The organism is Actinoallomurus acanthiterrae (genome assembly GCF_054775715.1).
In genome coordinates this window covers 4,146,419-4,160,815 of the sequence record NZ_BAAHCO010000001.1, presented here as the reverse complement: position 1 = coordinate 4,160,815, position 14,397 = coordinate 4,146,419, and the positions used below count along the sequence as shown (strand labels likewise).

16 protein-coding genes are annotated in these 14,397 nt (G+C 72.0%); 1 reads left to right on the top strand and 15 read right to left on the bottom strand.

Going from position 1 to position 14,397, the window contains the following annotated elements; all coding sequences use genetic code 11:
- Positions 1–10: 10 nt before the first annotated feature.
- Both ACYVF7_RS20165 and ACYVF7_RS20160 read right to left on the bottom strand, forming a co-directional pair.
- Positions 11–1,018: an SDR family NAD(P)-dependent oxidoreductase gene (locus ACYVF7_RS20165; RefSeq protein WP_460342619.1), complete on the bottom strand. Its 1,008-nt coding sequence runs from the start codon at positions 1,016–1,018 to the stop codon at positions 11–13.
- 15 nt (positions 1,019–1,033) lie between these two features.
- The gene (locus tag ACYVF7_RS20160; protein ID WP_460342616.1) at positions 1,034–2,743 is read right to left on the bottom strand and encodes an MFS transporter; all 1,710 of its coding nucleotides are present in this window, start codon (positions 2,741–2,743) and stop codon (positions 1,034–1,036) included.
- Positions 2,744–2,883: 140 nt separating this feature from the next.
- Between ACYVF7_RS20160 and ACYVF7_RS20155 the strand changes: the two genes are divergently transcribed.
- Positions 2,884–3,366, top strand: coding sequence for a MarR family winged helix-turn-helix transcriptional regulator (locus ACYVF7_RS20155; protein WP_460342614.1), 483 nt, complete (start codon positions 2,884–2,886; stop codon positions 3,364–3,366).
- A 134-nt stretch (positions 3,367–3,500) separates the two neighbouring features.
- Here ACYVF7_RS20155 and ACYVF7_RS20150 read toward each other — a convergent pair whose 3' ends face one another.
- The 13 genes from ACYVF7_RS20150 to ACYVF7_RS20090 all read right to left on the bottom strand — a co-directional run bounded on the left by ACYVF7_RS20150 (position 3,501) and on the right by ACYVF7_RS20090 (position 14,387).
- Positions 3,501–5,264: an acetyl/propionyl/methylcrotonyl-CoA carboxylase subunit alpha gene (locus tag ACYVF7_RS20150; protein WP_460342611.1), complete on the bottom strand. Its 1,764-nt coding sequence runs from the start codon at positions 5,262–5,264 to the stop codon at positions 3,501–3,503.
- A gap of 133 nt (positions 5,265–5,397) precedes the next feature.
- On the bottom strand, positions 5,398–5,859 hold the full coding sequence (locus ACYVF7_RS20145; RefSeq protein ID WP_460342607.1) for an anthrone oxygenase family protein: 462 nt from the start codon (positions 5,857–5,859) through the stop codon (positions 5,398–5,400).
- A gap of 16 nt (positions 5,860–5,875) precedes the next feature.
- Positions 5,876–7,060: an FAD-dependent oxidoreductase gene (locus tag ACYVF7_RS20140; RefSeq protein WP_460342604.1), complete on the bottom strand. Its 1,185-nt coding sequence runs from the start codon at positions 7,058–7,060 to the stop codon at positions 5,876–5,878.
- 20 nt (positions 7,061–7,080) lie between these two features.
- Positions 7,081–7,395, bottom strand: coding sequence for an antibiotic biosynthesis monooxygenase family protein (locus tag ACYVF7_RS20135; protein ID WP_460342602.1), 315 nt, complete (start codon positions 7,393–7,395; stop codon positions 7,081–7,083).
- Positions 7,392–7,733, bottom strand: a complete 342-nt coding sequence (locus tag ACYVF7_RS20130; protein ID WP_460342599.1) for an antibiotic biosynthesis monooxygenase family protein — start codon at positions 7,731–7,733, stop codon at positions 7,392–7,394. Before ACYVF7_RS20130 ends, ACYVF7_RS20135 begins: the two co-directional genes overlap by 4 nt.
- 13 nt (positions 7,734–7,746) lie before the next feature.
- Positions 7,747–8,484, bottom strand: coding sequence for an SDR family NAD(P)-dependent oxidoreductase (locus ACYVF7_RS20125; RefSeq protein ID WP_460342596.1), 738 nt, complete (start codon positions 8,482–8,484; stop codon positions 7,747–7,749).
- 32 nt (positions 8,485–8,516) lie between these two features.
- On the bottom strand, positions 8,517–8,729 hold the full coding sequence (locus ACYVF7_RS20120; RefSeq protein ID WP_460342594.1) for an acyl-CoA carboxylase epsilon subunit: 213 nt from the start codon (positions 8,727–8,729) through the stop codon (positions 8,517–8,519).
- Positions 8,726–9,457 (bottom strand): SRPBCC family protein, encoded by a 732-nt coding sequence (locus ACYVF7_RS20115; RefSeq protein WP_460342591.1) that lies wholly within the window; start codon positions 9,455–9,457, stop codon positions 8,726–8,728. Before ACYVF7_RS20115 ends, ACYVF7_RS20120 begins: the two co-directional genes overlap by 4 nt.
- A 38-nt stretch (positions 9,458–9,495) precedes the next feature.
- Complete coding sequence (locus ACYVF7_RS20110; RefSeq protein WP_460342588.1) at positions 9,496–10,713, bottom strand: ketosynthase chain-length factor; 1,218 nt, start codon at positions 10,711–10,713, stop codon at positions 9,496–9,498.
- Entirely contained in the window at positions 10,706–11,983 is a 1,278-nt protein-coding gene (locus ACYVF7_RS20105; protein ID WP_460342585.1) for a beta-ketoacyl-[acyl-carrier-protein] synthase family protein, read from the bottom strand. Before ACYVF7_RS20105 ends, ACYVF7_RS20110 begins: the two co-directional genes overlap by 8 nt.
- Complete coding sequence (locus ACYVF7_RS20100) at positions 11,980–12,387, bottom strand: cupin domain-containing protein (RefSeq protein WP_460342582.1); 408 nt, start codon at positions 12,385–12,387, stop codon at positions 11,980–11,982. The genes ACYVF7_RS20105 and ACYVF7_RS20100 overlap by 4 nt, the downstream gene beginning before the upstream one ends.
- 29 nt (positions 12,388–12,416) lie before the next feature.
- Entirely contained in the window at positions 12,417–14,024 is a 1,608-nt protein-coding gene (locus ACYVF7_RS20095) for an acyl-CoA carboxylase subunit beta (RefSeq protein ID WP_460342579.1), read from the bottom strand.
- A gap of 36 nt (positions 14,025–14,060) precedes the next feature.
- Complete coding sequence (locus ACYVF7_RS20090; protein WP_460342576.1) at positions 14,061–14,387, bottom strand: TcmI family type II polyketide cyclase; 327 nt, start codon at positions 14,385–14,387, stop codon at positions 14,061–14,063.
- Between the last annotated feature and the right edge of the window lie 10 nt (positions 14,388–14,397).

The following is a 14,397-nucleotide window of genomic DNA, read 5'->3' as shown; positions in this document are numbered from 1 at the left end:
CGAGCAGCGATTAATTCTTGATTAGGGGAGAAATAGGTGGCCCTCCGGTGAGCTCCGGAACGGGGAAATACGAAAAGGCCGGGGCGGTCACGCCCCGGCCTTTTCGCCCCGCCGCCGGCGCGGACGACGGTGGCACCCGTCTCGTCCGCTCCGGCGGCCGCCCGGACGGCCGGCCCCTCCCCCGGGGCCCGCCACTGTGTCGGACCCCGCTCACCTCCGACCGGCCGCCCGGACGCCTCAGAATCATCGCGGTGCCCCCGTCGACGAGCATGTACTCGCCGGTGAGGTACGACGCGTGGTCCGACGCCAGGAAGGCGATCACCTCGGCGACGTCCTCGGGGGTGCCGTTGCGCCGCAGGGCGGCGCGTTCGGCCGCCGCGCGCCGCGCCGCCTCCGGCATCCGCGCGCTGATCGGGCTGAGGATCAGTCCCGGGCCCACTCCGTTCACCCGGATGCCCCGGGGGCCGACCTCGCGGGCGAGCGTCTTGACCGCCGCCTCGACGCCGGACTTGGCGAGCGCCAGCGCGAGGAAGCCGGCGGCCTGGCGGCGGGCCAGCGCGGCCCCCACCATCACGATGGACCCGCTCCCCCGTTCGAGGAACCCGGGCAGCGCCGCCTTGACCGGATGGAAGATCGCCTTCAGCTGGCGTTCCGCGACGAAGGCGACGTCCTCCCAGGCGAGGTCGACCGTCGGCGCGATCCGTGCCTCGTGGCCGCGGACGCCCGCGGCGTTGAGGACCAGGACGTCGAGCGGGCCGAGGCGCGCCTCGGTCTCCTCCACCATGGACCTGGTCTGCGCCTCGTCGGTCACGTCCGCCTGGACGGCCATCGCCCGGGCGCCCGCCGTCACGAGCTCCTCGGCGAGTTCCTCGGCGCGGTCCTTCGACTGGTGGTAGTTGACGGCCACGGCGGCACCGCGCGCCGCGAGCAGCCGCGCGGTGGCCGCGCCGATGCCGCTGCTCGCGCCGGTGACCAGCGCGACCTTGCCCGCGAACGGCGGGCTGTACGTCTCGGTCATGGGACGGCCTCCCTCTCAGTGACCGTGCATCTCGCCGCTGGTCCGGCGAGGCAGGAAGAAGACGAGCAGGAACGTCCCGGCGAACACCGCCATCTGGTAGTACAGGCTCGGCACGAGGGAGTCGGAGAAGTCCCGCCGCTGCACTATCGGTCGTACCTTCTCCACCGACGCCTGTACGGCGCCCATCGCCTGCGGGTCGAGCCCGGCGGCCATCTTTCCGCAGCTCGGCGGGGTCTGGGTCGGGTCCTTGGCGTGGGCGACGTCGTGGTAGCAGACCTTGAAGCCGCTCACGACCCCGTCGATCGCCTGCGCGGGCACGCCTGCCGTCTGCAGCTCCTGGCGCAGCTTGGGCACGCCGGCCGCCACGGCCTCGTCCGACCGGTTCGCGAGCTGACCGAAGAAGATCAGGCCGATCACGGCGACGCCGACGGCGCCCGCGACCTGACCGGCGGTGTTCAGGACGCCGGTGGCCGAGCCGGTGTCGTCGTTGCGCACGCCGGTGAGGATGAGGTCGTTGAGGGTCGCGATCAGCAGGCCGAGCCCGATGCCGAACACCACGAACGACGGCGCGAGCCGGCCCGTCGTGAGGTCGGCGGTCTTGTCGTGCACCGTGACCATGAGCCACGCGATCCCGGCGATGCAGATCAGGCAGCCGAGCTGGACGACCATACGGCCGATCTTCGGCGCGAGCCGTACGGCGAGCCCGGAGCCGACGAACGAGGCGCCGGCGAGCGGGAGGAAGGTCAGGCCGGTGTGCAGCGGCGTGTAGTTCCACCCCGCCTGCAGGAAGATCGTCAGGACGAGGAAGACCGAGGCGATCGCGGTCCAGAACAGCAGGCTGACGAAGAGTCCCGCGCTGAAAGCGCGCTGCCGGAAGAGCCGCAACTCGATCAGCGGGCTGCCGGTCCTCCGCTTCCTGAACTGCTGCCAGAGGACGAAGGCGACGAAGACCGGGATCGAGGCGACCATGGAGATCCACGTCCACGCGGGCCAGCCGGCGTCGCGGCCCTGGATCACCGGGTACACCAGCAGGACGACCGCAGCCGTGACGAGCAGCACGCCGAGCAGGTCGAGCCGGACCCGTTCGGTCGCGCGCGACTCCTTGACGAGCGAGGGCGCGAGCGCCACCGCGATGACCCCGACCGGAAGGTTGATGAGGAAGATCGTCCGCCAGTCCCAGCCGAAGAGGTTGGCGTCCACGAGGACGCCGCCGAGCAGCGGGCCGGCGATGCCGGAGAGGCCGGCCATCGCGCCGAACGCGCCGAAGACCGCGGCGCGCTTGTCCTCCGGGAAGGAGACGTGCATGATCGCGAGGACCTGCGGGAACATCACGGACGCCGCGAGTCCCTGGATCACCCGGGACGCGATGAGCATGTCCGGACTGTTCGCCAGCCCGCACAGCAGCGACGCCGCGGTGAACGCCACCACGCCCGTCATGAACATTCGTTTGCGCCCGAAGATGTCACCGAGGCGGCCCCCGGTGATCATCCCGGCGGCGAAGGCGAGCTGATAGCCCGCGAGGGTCCACTGGATCTGGGCGTACGTCGCGTCGATGTCCTTCTGGATCGCCGGGATGGCGACGCTGACGACGCTGACGTCCAGCAGTTCCATGAAGGCTGCGAGAAGGATGACGATGAGGCCGATCCACGCCTTCGCGTCCATCGGCCCCGGCTCTGAGGCTCTGCGCGCCGAGTCGGTGCTCAGCGCGGATTCACCGGCTACCACGGCGGTTCTCCCGTCGAGTGAGTTTCTGAGGTAAACTACTTAGCAAGCTAACTAGTTTGTTGGGGCGCGTCAAGGCCGGTACCGAGGGCCGGCGGCGATGGACGAGAATCGACATCGGGCGTTAACGCGGGAGTTGAGAGATGCGAGACGACGAAGACATGGCCACCGGCGCCAGGCACACCCTGGGCCGCCAGCTGAACTTCGCGGCGAAGGCCGCGCGCGGCTACATGGAGCAGCACCTGGCGACCGCCGGTTCGAGCTTCGCCGTCTGGACGGCGCTGTTCGCGCTGAAGGCGAAGGGCCCGCTGATCCAGCGGGAGCTCGCCGACATGCTGGGCGTCGAGGGGCCCACGCTGACCCGGCACCTGGCGCGCATGGAGGCCGAGGGCCTGATCGTGCGCCGCCGCACCAGCTCCGACCGCCGAGCCGCCATCGTCGACATGACCGACGCGGGCCGGCAGACGTTCGAACGGCTGTCCGCCGTGGTCAGCGCGAGCGGCGAGCACGTCCTCGACGGCTTCTCCCCCGAGGAGATCGAGCAGTTCGTGGGATACCTGAGCCGGGTCATCGGCAACGTCGAGACCTTCTCCCCCGCCCGCCGCCACACCCCCGTGCACAGCTGACCGTGACGGTGGCCGGCCGGTTCCCCGGCCGGCCACCGCCCTGGTCCACGCCGCCCGGCGGGTACGGCGACCGGCAGGTACGGCGACCGGCGGGTACGGCGACCGGCGGGTACGGCGGCTCCGCTCGTCCCGAATCACTCGTCGGTGATGCGGCAGATGAGGGTGCCGGCGGACAGGGCGTCGCCCGCGGTCGCCGCCAGGTCACGGACGACGCCGGTACGGTGCGCGGGCACCGGCTGCTCCATCTTCATCGCCTCGATGACCAGCACGAGGTCGCCCGCCTCGACGCGGTCGCCCTCGGCCACCGCCACCTTCACGACGGAGCCCTGCATCGGGCTCAGCAGGTCGTTCCCGGCCGGCGCCCCGACCGCCCGGACCGTGGCGCCGCCGCGGGGCCCCACGCTCCGCAGCGGGCGGCGCGCGGCCACCGGCGCGGCGGCCATGGCGAGCTCGGGGACGACGATCTCGAAGCGGCGTCCGTCCACCTCGATAGTGAGGTGTTCCCGTCCCGGCGGCTCGGGCAGGTCCTCGGCGTCCGGCGCGGGCCGGGCCGGGATCCGCCCGGCGAACTCCTCTTCGATCCAGCGCGTGTGCACGCGGAACGGCGCGTCGGTGAAGGCCGGCTCCCCGGCGACCGCCCGGTGGAACGGCAGCACCGTCGCCAGGCCGTCCACCTCGAACTCGGCCAGCGCGCGGCGGGCGCGCTCGAGGGCCTGGGCCCGGTCCCGGCCCGACACGATGAGCTTGGCGAGCATCGAGTCGAACTCGCGCGGGACCGTGCTGCCCTCCGTCGCCCCGGAGTCGACCCGGACGCCCGGCCCCGACGGAGGGACCCAGCGCGTCACGAGGCCTGGCTGGGGCAGGAAGTTCCGGCCCGGGTCCTCGGCGTTGATCCGGAACTCGATCGCGTGCCCGCGTACCGGCGGGTCGTCGTAGCCGAGCTCCTCGCCGGCCGCGACGCGCAGCTGTTCCCGTACGAGGTCAAGGCCGGTGACCTCCTCGCTGACCGGGTGCTCGACCTGGAGCCGGGTGTTGACCTCCAGGAAGCTGATCGCGCCGTCCGCGCCGACGAGGAACTCACAGGTCCCCGCGCCGACGTAGCCCGCCTCCCGCAGGATCGCCTTCGAGGCGGCGTACAGGCGCTCGGTCTGCGCGGCGGTGAGGTACGGCGCCGGCGCCTCCTCCACCAGCTTCTGGTGCCGCCGCTGCAGGGTGCAGTCGCGCGTGGACACGACGACGACGTTGCCGTGGACGTCGGCCAGGCACTGGGTCTCGACGTGGCGCGGCCGGTCGAGGTACCGCTCGACGAAGCACTCCGCGCGCCCGAACGCCGTCACCGCCTCCCGGGTGGCCGAGGCGAACAGCTCTGGGATCTCCTCGAGCGTCCAGGCGACCTTCAGGCCGCGTCCGCCGCCGCCGAAGGCCGCCTTGATGGCGACCGGCAGCCCGTGCTCGCGGGCGAAGACCGCCACCGCCTCCGGGTCGGCGAGGGCGTCCGGCGAGCCGGCGACCATCGGCGCGCCGACCCGGCCGGCCAGGGCCCGCGCGGCGAGCTTGTCCCCCACAGCGCGCATCGCGGCGGGCGGCGGCCCGATCCACGTCAGCCCGGCGGCGAGGACCGCCTCGGCGAACTCGGCGCTCTCGGAGAGGAAGCCGTAGCCGGGGTGGACGGCGTCCGCTCCGGAGCGGGCGGCGACCTCCAGGATCCGCTCGATGTTCAGGTAGGTGTCGGCGACGGCGGACCCGCCCAGCGCGTACGCCTCGTCGGCGAGGCGCGGGTGGACGGCCTCGCGGTCCTGGTCGGCGTACACCGCGACACTGGCGATCCCGGCGTCGCGGCAGGCGCGCGCCACTCGTACGGCGATCTCTCCCCGGTTCGCGATCAGCACCTTGCGCACGTTCGGCTCCTCATCTCCAGGCCGCCGCTCATATCCAGGCCTCCACGTCCCGGCGGACGCTCACATCCAGGCCCCCGCGTCCCGGCGGACGCCCATATCCGGGCGCCCCGACGATCCGCGTCCCGGGAACGCCTCAGGTCCAGGCGAACGCCGCGCCGCACACGGCGGCGGCGAACCCCGCGGCGGCGAACAGCGTCCGGAGGCGGTTCGCGCGAGCCCAGCGCTCGCGCAGCCGTGGCCAGTCGTCCGGCAGGCCGTCGGCGGCCCAGGCGTCGATCCGGCGGTTCATCGGCACGTTGCGCAGCTCCGAGACCAGGGCGACACCGACGATGCCGGCGACCGCGAGGCCGAAGGCGACCCGCGCGGGGGCCGGGCCGGCCACCACGACGAGCACGACGCCGAGCGCCAGCACCACGCGGTTCACCCGGGGCATCAGCGGATCGAACCCCGGATCCAGCAGGCGGTGCACCTCGACCCAGCGGTCGCCGCGCAGCGCGCACAGCATCGGCACCATCGCCATCTCCACGGCGAGCAGGACGCCGGCCAGCGATCCGGTGCCGAGCAGGAACAGCCCGATCAGTACGGCGCGCACCATGCCATGTCCTCCCGGCTCAAAAGTCCGTGTCGAGCATCAGCGAGTAGCTCTGCCGGAAGGCGAACGTGTCGAAGGTCGCGCGCATGAACGCGTTGCGCAGGCCGCACACCAGCGCACTGCGCGGGCGTCCCATCGCGCCGATCCACCAGGAGGTGTTCACCATGTCGGCGGTCCGGGCGCGGCGGCCCTCCTCGTACGCCCGCAGCGCGCGGACCGGGTCGTCCGCGCCCGCCGCCAGCGTCCGGCCGAGGACGACCGCGCTCTCGATGCCCTGTCCGGCGCCCTGGCTGAGGTTGAGGGTCATCGGGTGCGCGGCGTCGCCGACGAGCGTGACCCGGCCGTGGCCCCAGGTCTCGCCCGGCGGCCGGTCGAAGATCTCGATGGGCAGGATGGCGTCCTCGCCGGTCGACTCGATGATCTGCGGGATCGGCGCCGGCCAGTCGCGGTACCCCTCGGCGAGGACGGCCCGCCGCCCGGACCGTACGGTGTCGAACCGGTCGCGGACCCGATCGCTCGTGATGGCGTCCCAGTAGACCTCGTGCTCGTTCAGCCGGCAGTACAGGAAGCGCAGGCCCCGGCCCCACAGGTTGAAGAACGTCCCGGTCGGGACCAGGTCCTCGCCGGGCAGCCGGGTGATGGCCTGCCAGGCGGTGTACCCGGCGTGACGCGGCGGCGCCTCGTGCCAGCGGCGCAGCGCGCCGCGGACGGTGGAGCGCAGCCCGTCCGCGCCGATGAGGACGTCGCCGCGCACGCTGCGGCCGTCCTCGAAGTAGGCGGTGACCCCGTCGTCGTCCTGCTCGAAGGAGGTGAGGCGGGCGCCGAGGTGGACGCCGTCGCCCGCCTCCTCCATCAATATGGTGTTCAGCGCGGAGCGGCGCAGCGCGATGGCCGGGGCCCCGCAGCTCTCGGTCTTCGGGTCGATCCGCCAGCGGGCGAGACGGCGCCCGCCGGCGGACCGGAACTCATGGAATCGGATCGGTTCGCCCGCGGCGGTGACCCGGCCGTCCAGGCCGATCCGGCGCAGCGCGAGGATCGCGTTGTGCCAGAGCATGAAGCCGCCGCCGGTCAGCAGACGGCTCGGCTCGTCGCGCCGTTCGAACACCTCGGCCTTCACGCCTTCCCGGCGCAACGCGATGGCCGTCGTCAGGCCGGCGATCCCGGCCCCCACGACGATCACCCGATCGGCTCCCGCTCCAGGCATCGCTTCCCTCCGGGTACGGATCAGGCCGGCTGGCTGTCGAGCGTCGCGCGGACGTCGAAGATCTTGCGGACGATCCCGCCGTCGGCCCAGTAGGGGTACATCGGCTCCGCCATCCGCCGGTGCACGGGGTCGTCTTCCCAGCGGCGGAAGGCCTCCTCGCTCTCCCACTCGGCCAGGAGGGTGTAGCGGGCCGGGTCGTCGGTGTCCCGCAGCAGCTGGTCGCGCAGGTGCCCCGGGGTGCCGCGGACGGTGGCGGTCACCTGGCGGTAGGCCTCCTCGAAGGCCTGCCGGTGCTCTTCCTTGATGGTCGCGTGGACCATGATGCGGACGGTCATGACTGTCGTCTCCTTCCGTTCTCGCCGACGGTGTCGAGCTCGCGCACGTCGAGCTCGCGCACACCGTCGAGGACCGTTTTCTGGGCGAACTCCCGCAACGGCGTCAGCTTCGCGCTGAGCGCCTGCCGGATCGGGCTGTGCTCGAAGTCGTCGAGGTGGCGGGCGCTCTCCCAGTCCGCCATGATCACGTAGGTCCTCGGCTCGTCCTGCTCGCGCATGAGGAACTGGCCGAGGTGACCGGGGTACCGGCTGATGTCGGGCGCGGCCTGCGCCCAGACCTCCTCGAAGGACTGCTCGCAGCCCTCCCGGACCCGCATCTTGAGCACGGTGCGCACCATGCCGATCTCCCTTCTAGATGCCGCCGTCGACGTCGAGGGTCGCGCCGGTGATGTACGACGCCGCGCCGCTCGCCAGGAACAGCACGGTCTGGGCGATCTCCTCGGGCCGTCCGATGCGCCCCAGAGGGATCATTTCGTGGTACTTCGCCCGCCCCTCGTCGCTGACGGCACCCATCTGGTCCGTCTCGATCAGGCCGGACGCGATCGCGTTGATCCGGACGCCGCGCGGACCGAACTCCTTGCACAGCGCGCGGGTCAGGCCCATCACGGCCGCCTTGGACGCCACGTAGTGGGCGGCGGCCGGCATGCCGTGCCGCGCGACGGCCGAGGTGATGTTCACGACCGACGCCCCCGGCGCGAACCGCGGCAGCGCCTTCCTGATCGTGTGGTACATCCCGGTGAGGTTGGTGTCGACCACCCGCCGCCATTCCTCCGGACCGAGGTGGTCCAGCGGCAGGTGGCTGATGACACCGGCGTTGTTGACGAGCAGGTCGACGGGGCCGAAGCGCTCGTACGCCTGGTCGACGAGCCGCTCGACCTGCGCCTCTTCGGCGACGTCGCAGCGGACGATGAGGTGGTCGGCGCCCAGCCCGGTGAGCTCGTCGGCGAGGGAGCCGACGTCGTCGCTGTCCCGGACGTGGCAGGTGGTGACCGTGACGCCCTGCCGCGCGAGGGCGAGCACCGTCGCCCGCCCGATGCCGCGGCTTCCTCCGGTGAGGATCGCGTGCTTGCCCTTGAGCTCGAAGTCCATGTGCTTCCGTCTCCTCGGTGCGATGGGTGCGGCTACGCGACGCCGGCCCAGTCGTCGCGGGGCCGCTGCCAGGAGGACGCGCTTCGCGGAGCCTGGGGCCGCCAGTGGACGGGCCGTACGGCGTCGGACCGCTCGGCCCGCCCCCGGCGCGTGACCGTCAGCAGCGCGGCCGTCAGCGCCGCCAGTTCCTCGGGGGTGGGCCGCCCTGCGACGACGCTGAAGAACGGCTGCTGCCCGCCGGTCACGGGACCTCCACCCGGACGTCGCGGGCCGCCTTCTCGACGATCTCCTTGATCCGGGCCATCTGGACGGTGGTGTTGACGTTGATCCGCTCGGTCATCTGCGCGTCGTCGACGGGCGCGTCCGGCTTCATGTGGAAGTCCTGGACCCAGCGCATCTCGACGCCGTCCTCGACGTCGCGGTAGGTCCAGCGGATGTTCATGTACTCGAACGGCCCGGTCTCCACCCGGCGGGCGGTCACGGCCCGGCCGGCGCGGTTCGGCGTCCGCTCGGAGACCCAGCTCCAGACCGTGCCGTTCTCGTCGGGGTACATCGAGAGGCGGAACCGCAGCGTGTCGCCCCGGCGCTCCAGCACGGTCGCCTCGGCGTACTCGCTGAACAGCGTCGGCCACGACGGCACGTCGTTCGTCATGGCCCACACCAGGTCGAACGGCGCGTTGATGACGATCGTGTTGTCGGTGTGCCCCGTGGACTCGGGGGCCGCGGTGGCGACGGCCTCCTCCACCGCCGTCATCAGGTCGGGGAAGGTCGTGCACTGCTCGACGTCGACGCCGAGCGCGACGCCGTACCGTTTCTCGAGCGAGGCGATGACGCTGAGCAGCCCGAGCGAGTCCACGTCGAGTTCCTCGAAGGTGACGGTCGGCCGGCGTTCCACCTCCCCCATGTCGATCTCCACGCCCGTGGAGGCGCGGACGAGTTCACCGAGTTCGGTGAGTGTCGGTGTCGTCGCCATGTGCGGTATCCCTTCGCGGTGAGTCGGGTCCGGGCCGGTCAGGCGGCCCGGACCACCAGTGCGGCGTTGAATCCGTCGAATCCGCGGGCCACGAGCAGGGCCGTACGGACCGTTGCGTGCCTGGTCTCGCGCACCAGGTCGATGTCGCAGCCGGGGGCGAGGCGCGTTCCGCCGTAGGTCGGCGGGATAACGCCGTCCCGGATCGCCAGCAGCGCGGCGACCACGTCCAGCGGCGGGCCGCCGGCGTAGAGGCGTCCGTAGAGGGTCTTGGGCGCCGTTACCGGCACCCCGCGCGGCCCGAACACCGAGGTGAGGGCCTCGGCCTCGCGCCGGTCCTGGTCGGGGACGCCCGCGCCGTCGGCGAAGACGACGTCGACGTCGGCGGCGTCCACTCCGGCGTCGGCGAGCGCGCCCTCGATCGCGCGGGCGAGTGTGGGCGGCCGGCCGGAGCCGGGCCGCGGGTCGAAGGTCGCGGCGTACCCGGCGACCTCGCCGTACACGCGGGCGCCGCGCGCCCGCGCGTGCTGCTCGTTCTCGACGACGAGGATGGCGCCGCCCTCACCGGGAACGTGGCCGCAGGCGTCGACGTCGAACGGCAGGTACGCGCGAGCCGGGTCGTCGACGGTGCTGAGCAGCCCGGAGGTCAGCTGGCAGGTCAGCGCGTACGGGCCGACGGGCGCCTCGGTGCCCCCGGTGAGGACCACGTCGGCGTCGCGCCGCAGCGCGCGCCTGGCCTGCCCGAGGGCGTCGAGACCACCGGCCTGCTCGGTGACGAGCACCCCGCACGGGCCCTTCATCCCGTTCTTGATCGACAGCTGTCCGGTGGTGGCCGCGTAGAACCACGCGATGGACTGGAACGGGCCGACCGACCGGGGGCCCTCGCTCCAGAGGGCCTGGATCTCCCGCTGCCCGAACTCGTTCCCGCCCGAAGAACTCGCGGTGATCACCGCCATGTCGTACGCCGGGAGCTCGGCCGGGACGAGGCCGGCGTCGGCGAGCGCCCGGTCGCCGGCGACCAGGGCCAGCTGGGTCCACCGGTCGGTCTGCACGTTCAGCCGCGGCTCGCAGTCCTCGCCGTCCCGCAGCGGGACGAGGCCGGCGATCCGTACGGGGAAGTCCTCGGCGTTGAACCGGCTGATCCGCCGCAGCCCGCTCACCCCGGCCAGCGTCGACGCCCAGAACTCCCTCGTGTCGGCGCCGTTCGGGGCCACCGCCGCCAGGCCGGTGACGAGGGCACGGCCGCCCGGGTCACGCACCGGTGGTCACCGCCTCCGGCCGCGCGAGCAGCATGGCCGTCTGGAACCCGCCGAACCCGCTGCCCACGCTGAGCACGACGTCGCTGCGGTGCCGGCGCGCGACGCGGGGCACGTAGTCGAGGTCCAGCTCCGGGTCCTGCTCGCGGAGGTTGGCGGTGGGCGGCACGATGCCGTACTCGATGGCCAGCGCCGACGCCGCGATCTCGATGGCGCCGATGGCGCCGAGCGAATGCCCGATCATCGACTTGATCGAGGTCATCGGGATCTCGTGCGCGCGCGGCCCCAGGGCGGTCTTGACCGCGGCGGTCTCGTGCCGGTCGTTCTGCTTGGTGCCGGAGCCGTGCGCGTTGACGTAGTCGACGTCCTCCGGCGCCACGCCGGCCCGGTCCATCGCCACGCGGATGGCCTCGGCCATCTCCGAGCCGTGCCGCGTCAGGCCGGTCATGTGGTAGGCGTTGCTCCGCTGCGCGTACCCGGCGATCTCGCAGTAGACGTGCGCCCCGCGCCGCCGCGCCGCCTCCGCGTCCTCCAGGACGAACACCGCCGCGCCCTCGCCGAGGACGAACCCGTCGCGGTTCGCGTCGAACGGCCGGGAGGCGTGCTTGGGGTCGTCGTTGTTGGGCGAGGTGGCCTTGATGGCGTCGAAGCACGCCACCGTGATCGGGGAGATCGGGGCGTCTGTCGCGCCGGCGACGACGACGTCGGCGGTGCCCTCCTCGATGAGCTGCGCGCCGTGCGCGACGGCGTCCAGACCCGACGTGCAGCCGGTCGAGATCACGCTCGCGGGGCCCTCCGCCCCGCACTCCCACGCCACCTCGGTCGCGATCGTGCTGGGGATCAGCGCGCGGTACAGGTGGGGCGAGGCCTTGTCCGGGTCGACCACCCACCGGCGGCCCGAGTCGCTCACCACGACGTACTCCCGCTCGAGAGTGATCGTGTTGCCGACCGCGCTGCCGACGCTGACGCCGATCCGGCCGGGGTCCACCGCCGCCAGGTCGAGCTCGCTGTCCTGGATCGCCTCCCGGGCGCACACCACGGCGAACTGCGCGCAGCGGTCGGTCCGCTCGATCTGCTCCGCCGACAACCCCTCGGCCGCCGGGTCGAAGTCGCACTCCGCCGCGATGCGCGAGCGGAAGCCCGCCGGGTCGAACAGCGAGATGGTACGGGTGGCGGTCATGCCCTCGGTGAGCAGCGCCCAGAACGCCTTCGTCCCGACGCCGCCCGGTGCGACGACCCCGATGCCGGTGATGGCGGCCCGCCGCCCGGTCATCGGGCGTCTCCGGCGGGCTCGGGGTACGGCTCGGTGTCGACGTGGCCCAGCTCAGGACGGGGCGCGAGCGGCCCCAGGTGGAAGACGACGAGCGCCGGCCACTCCCCGTCGTTCTCCAGGCGGTGCCGCATGTTCTTCGGGATGAAGACGGCCTCACCCACGGACACCGGCACCGGGTGGCCGTCGAGCCGGATGGTCAGGTGGCCGCGGGCGAGGTAGACGAACTCCTCCGAGTAGGGGTGGTAGTGCTCGCTGACGCTCTCGCCCGGGTCCAGCGTCAGCACTCCCATGAACCCGGAGGTCGACTCGACGGTCGCGGGGCTCAGGAGAGTCCGCAGGTCACCGCCGCGTCGGCGGTTGGGTGTCACGTCACCGGCGGCGATTTTCGCCCAGCCCGTGGTCATCAGTGATCTTCCCTTCGGTGGTCCGCCGGTCACAGCGGCTGGTTTCCGTGTTTGCGAACGGGCAGGGACTCGCGCTTCGACCGCAGGACCTCGAGTCCGCGGCAGATGACCGCCCGGGTGTCCCGGGGGTCGATCACGTCGTCGATCAGCCCGCGCTCGGCCGAGTAGTACGGGTGCATGAGGCGCTCCTTGTACTCGGCGACCAGGGACGTCCGGAGCGCGTCGGGGTCGGCGGCCTCCGCGATGCGCCGCCGGTGGATGACGTTGGCCGCGCCCTCGGCGCCCATGACGGCGATCTCGTTGGTGGGCCACGCGAACGACAGGTCGCAGCCGATCGATCGGGAGTCCATGACGATGTACGCCCCGCCGTACGCCTTGCGCAGGATCACCTGGATGCGCGGCACCGTCGCCTCGCAGTAGGCGTACAGCAGCTTCGCGCCGTGCCGGATGATCCCACCGCGCTCCTGTTCGACCCCCGGCAGGAAGCCGGGGACGTCGACGAGGGTGATCAGCGGGATGTTGAAGGCGTCGCAGGTCCGTACGAAGCGGGCGGCCTTCTCGGAGGCCTCGATGTCGAGCACGCCGGCGAGCACCGCGGGCTGGTTCGCCACGATGCCGACCGTGCGCCCGCCCATCCGCGCGAGGGCGCAGACGACGTTGCGCGCCCAGTCGGCGTGCAGTTCGAGGAACTCCCCGTCGTCAACGATCTCGGTGATGACCGCGCGGGCGTCGTACGGCTTGGTCGGCTCCCCGGGGACGATCTCGGTGAGCGCGTCGCACCGCCGGTCGACGGGGTCGGCGGGCCGGTGGCTCTGCGCTTCCTCGCGGTTGTTCTGCGGGAGCAGGGACAGCAGGTCGCGGATCCCTTCGAAGCAGGATTCCTCGTCGTCGTGGACGAACGTCGCCAGGCCCGACACGGTCGAGTGGACGTCGGCGCCACCTAGGCCCTCCTGCGTGATCTCCTCCCCAGTGACCTCCTGGATCACGTCCGGCCCGGTGAGGAACATGTACGAGATGCCGCGCACCATGAATACGAAATCGGTCAGCGCCGGTGAATAGGAAGCGCCTCCGGCGCACGGCCCGAGCATCACGCTGATCTGCGGGATGACTCCGGAGGCCCGGACGTTTCTCCGGAATATTCCGCCATAGCCGGCGAGCGCGGTGACCCCTTCCTGAATTCTCGCCCCGGCGCCGTCGTTGAGGCCGATCAACGGCGCGCCCACGGATTCGGCCAGATCCATGATCTTGTGGATCTTCTCCGCGTGCGCCTCACCGAGAGAGCCGCCGAAGATGCGGAAATCGTGGGCGTAGACAAAGACCTTCCGGCCGTCGATGGTGCCCCATCCGGTGACGACGCCGTCCGTGTGCGGGCGCCGTTTCTCCAGGCCGAATCCGGTACTCCGGTGCCGGCGGAACATCTCCAGCTCGGTGAACGATCCGGGGTCGCACAGCCGCTCGACGCGCTCGCGGGCCGTCAGCTTGCCGCGCCGGTGCTGGCGTTCGGTGGCCCCGGGCTCCGGGCCCAGGTAGATCTCCTGCCGGAGCAGGGCCAACGCGTCCACCCGGTCGATCAGCCAGGCGGCCGACGGCCCCGGCGCACGCCGGTTCACCGGCTCCGTGTCGCGGGTCACTGTCATGACGACTCCTGGTTCCCGTCCTTGGCACCCGGTCGCTCACCGGGACGCGGACCAGCGGTAGAACTCCTCCGCCATCGCGTCTTTCGGGCTCTTCCAGGTGGGCGGATCGTAGGCGGTCACGAGAGGGGAAAGGCGTTCGTTGATGCCGGTCCACAGCGGATTGCCGCGCACCTCGGCCAACGGCGCGGCGAGCGCCTCGTCGCTGTCGATGCAGTGGAAATACAGATCGTGGAATCGGTAGAGACGGCGCTCGACGACACCGAGAAGATGCGGCAATTCCGTGGCGTCGGATTCCGCGAAGGCCTGCCGTACGGCGTCCGAGTTCTCCCGTTTCATCCGGGCGACGATGAGCGTTCGCGCCATCACGCCCTCC

Coding starts and splice junctions, on each gene's coding strand:
- ACYVF7_RS20165 (WP_460342619.1), bottom strand. CDS start 1,018: ATGACCGAGACGTACAGCCCGCCGTTCGCGGGCAAGGTCGCGCTGGTC.
- ACYVF7_RS20155 (WP_460342614.1), top strand. CDS start 2,884: ATGCGAGACGACGAAGACATGGCCACCGGCGCCAGGCACACCCTGGGC.
- ACYVF7_RS20145 (WP_460342607.1), bottom strand. CDS start 5,859: ATGGTGCGCGCCGTACTGATCGGGCTGTTCCTGCTCGGCACCGGATCG.
- ACYVF7_RS20140 (WP_460342604.1), bottom strand. CDS start 7,060: ATGCCTGGAGCGGGAGCCGATCGGGTGATCGTCGTGGGGGCCGGGATC.
- ACYVF7_RS20135 (WP_460342602.1), bottom strand. CDS start 7,395: ATGACCGTCCGCATCATGGTCCACGCGACCATCAAGGAAGAGCACCGG.
- ACYVF7_RS20130 (WP_460342599.1), bottom strand. CDS start 7,733: ATGGTGCGCACCGTGCTCAAGATGCGGGTCCGGGAGGGCTGCGAGCAG.
- ACYVF7_RS20125 (WP_460342596.1), bottom strand. CDS start 8,484: ATGGACTTCGAGCTCAAGGGCAAGCACGCGATCCTCACCGGAGGAAGC.
- ACYVF7_RS20115 (WP_460342591.1), bottom strand. CDS start 9,457: ATGGCGACGACACCGACACTCACCGAACTCGGTGAACTCGTCCGCGCC.
- ACYVF7_RS20105 (WP_460342585.1), bottom strand. CDS start 11,983: ATGACCGGGCGGCGGGCCGCCATCACCGGCATCGGGGTCGTCGCACCG.
- ACYVF7_RS20100 (WP_460342582.1), bottom strand. CDS start 12,387: ATGACCACGGGCTGGGCGAAAATCGCCGCCGGTGACGTGACACCCAAC.
- ACYVF7_RS20095 (WP_460342579.1), bottom strand. CDS start 14,024: ATGACAGTGACCCGCGACACGGAGCCGGTGAACCGGCGTGCGCCGGGG.
- ACYVF7_RS20090 (WP_460342576.1), bottom strand. CDS start 14,387: ATGGCGCGAACGCTCATCGTCGCCCGGATGAAACGGGAGAACTCGGAC.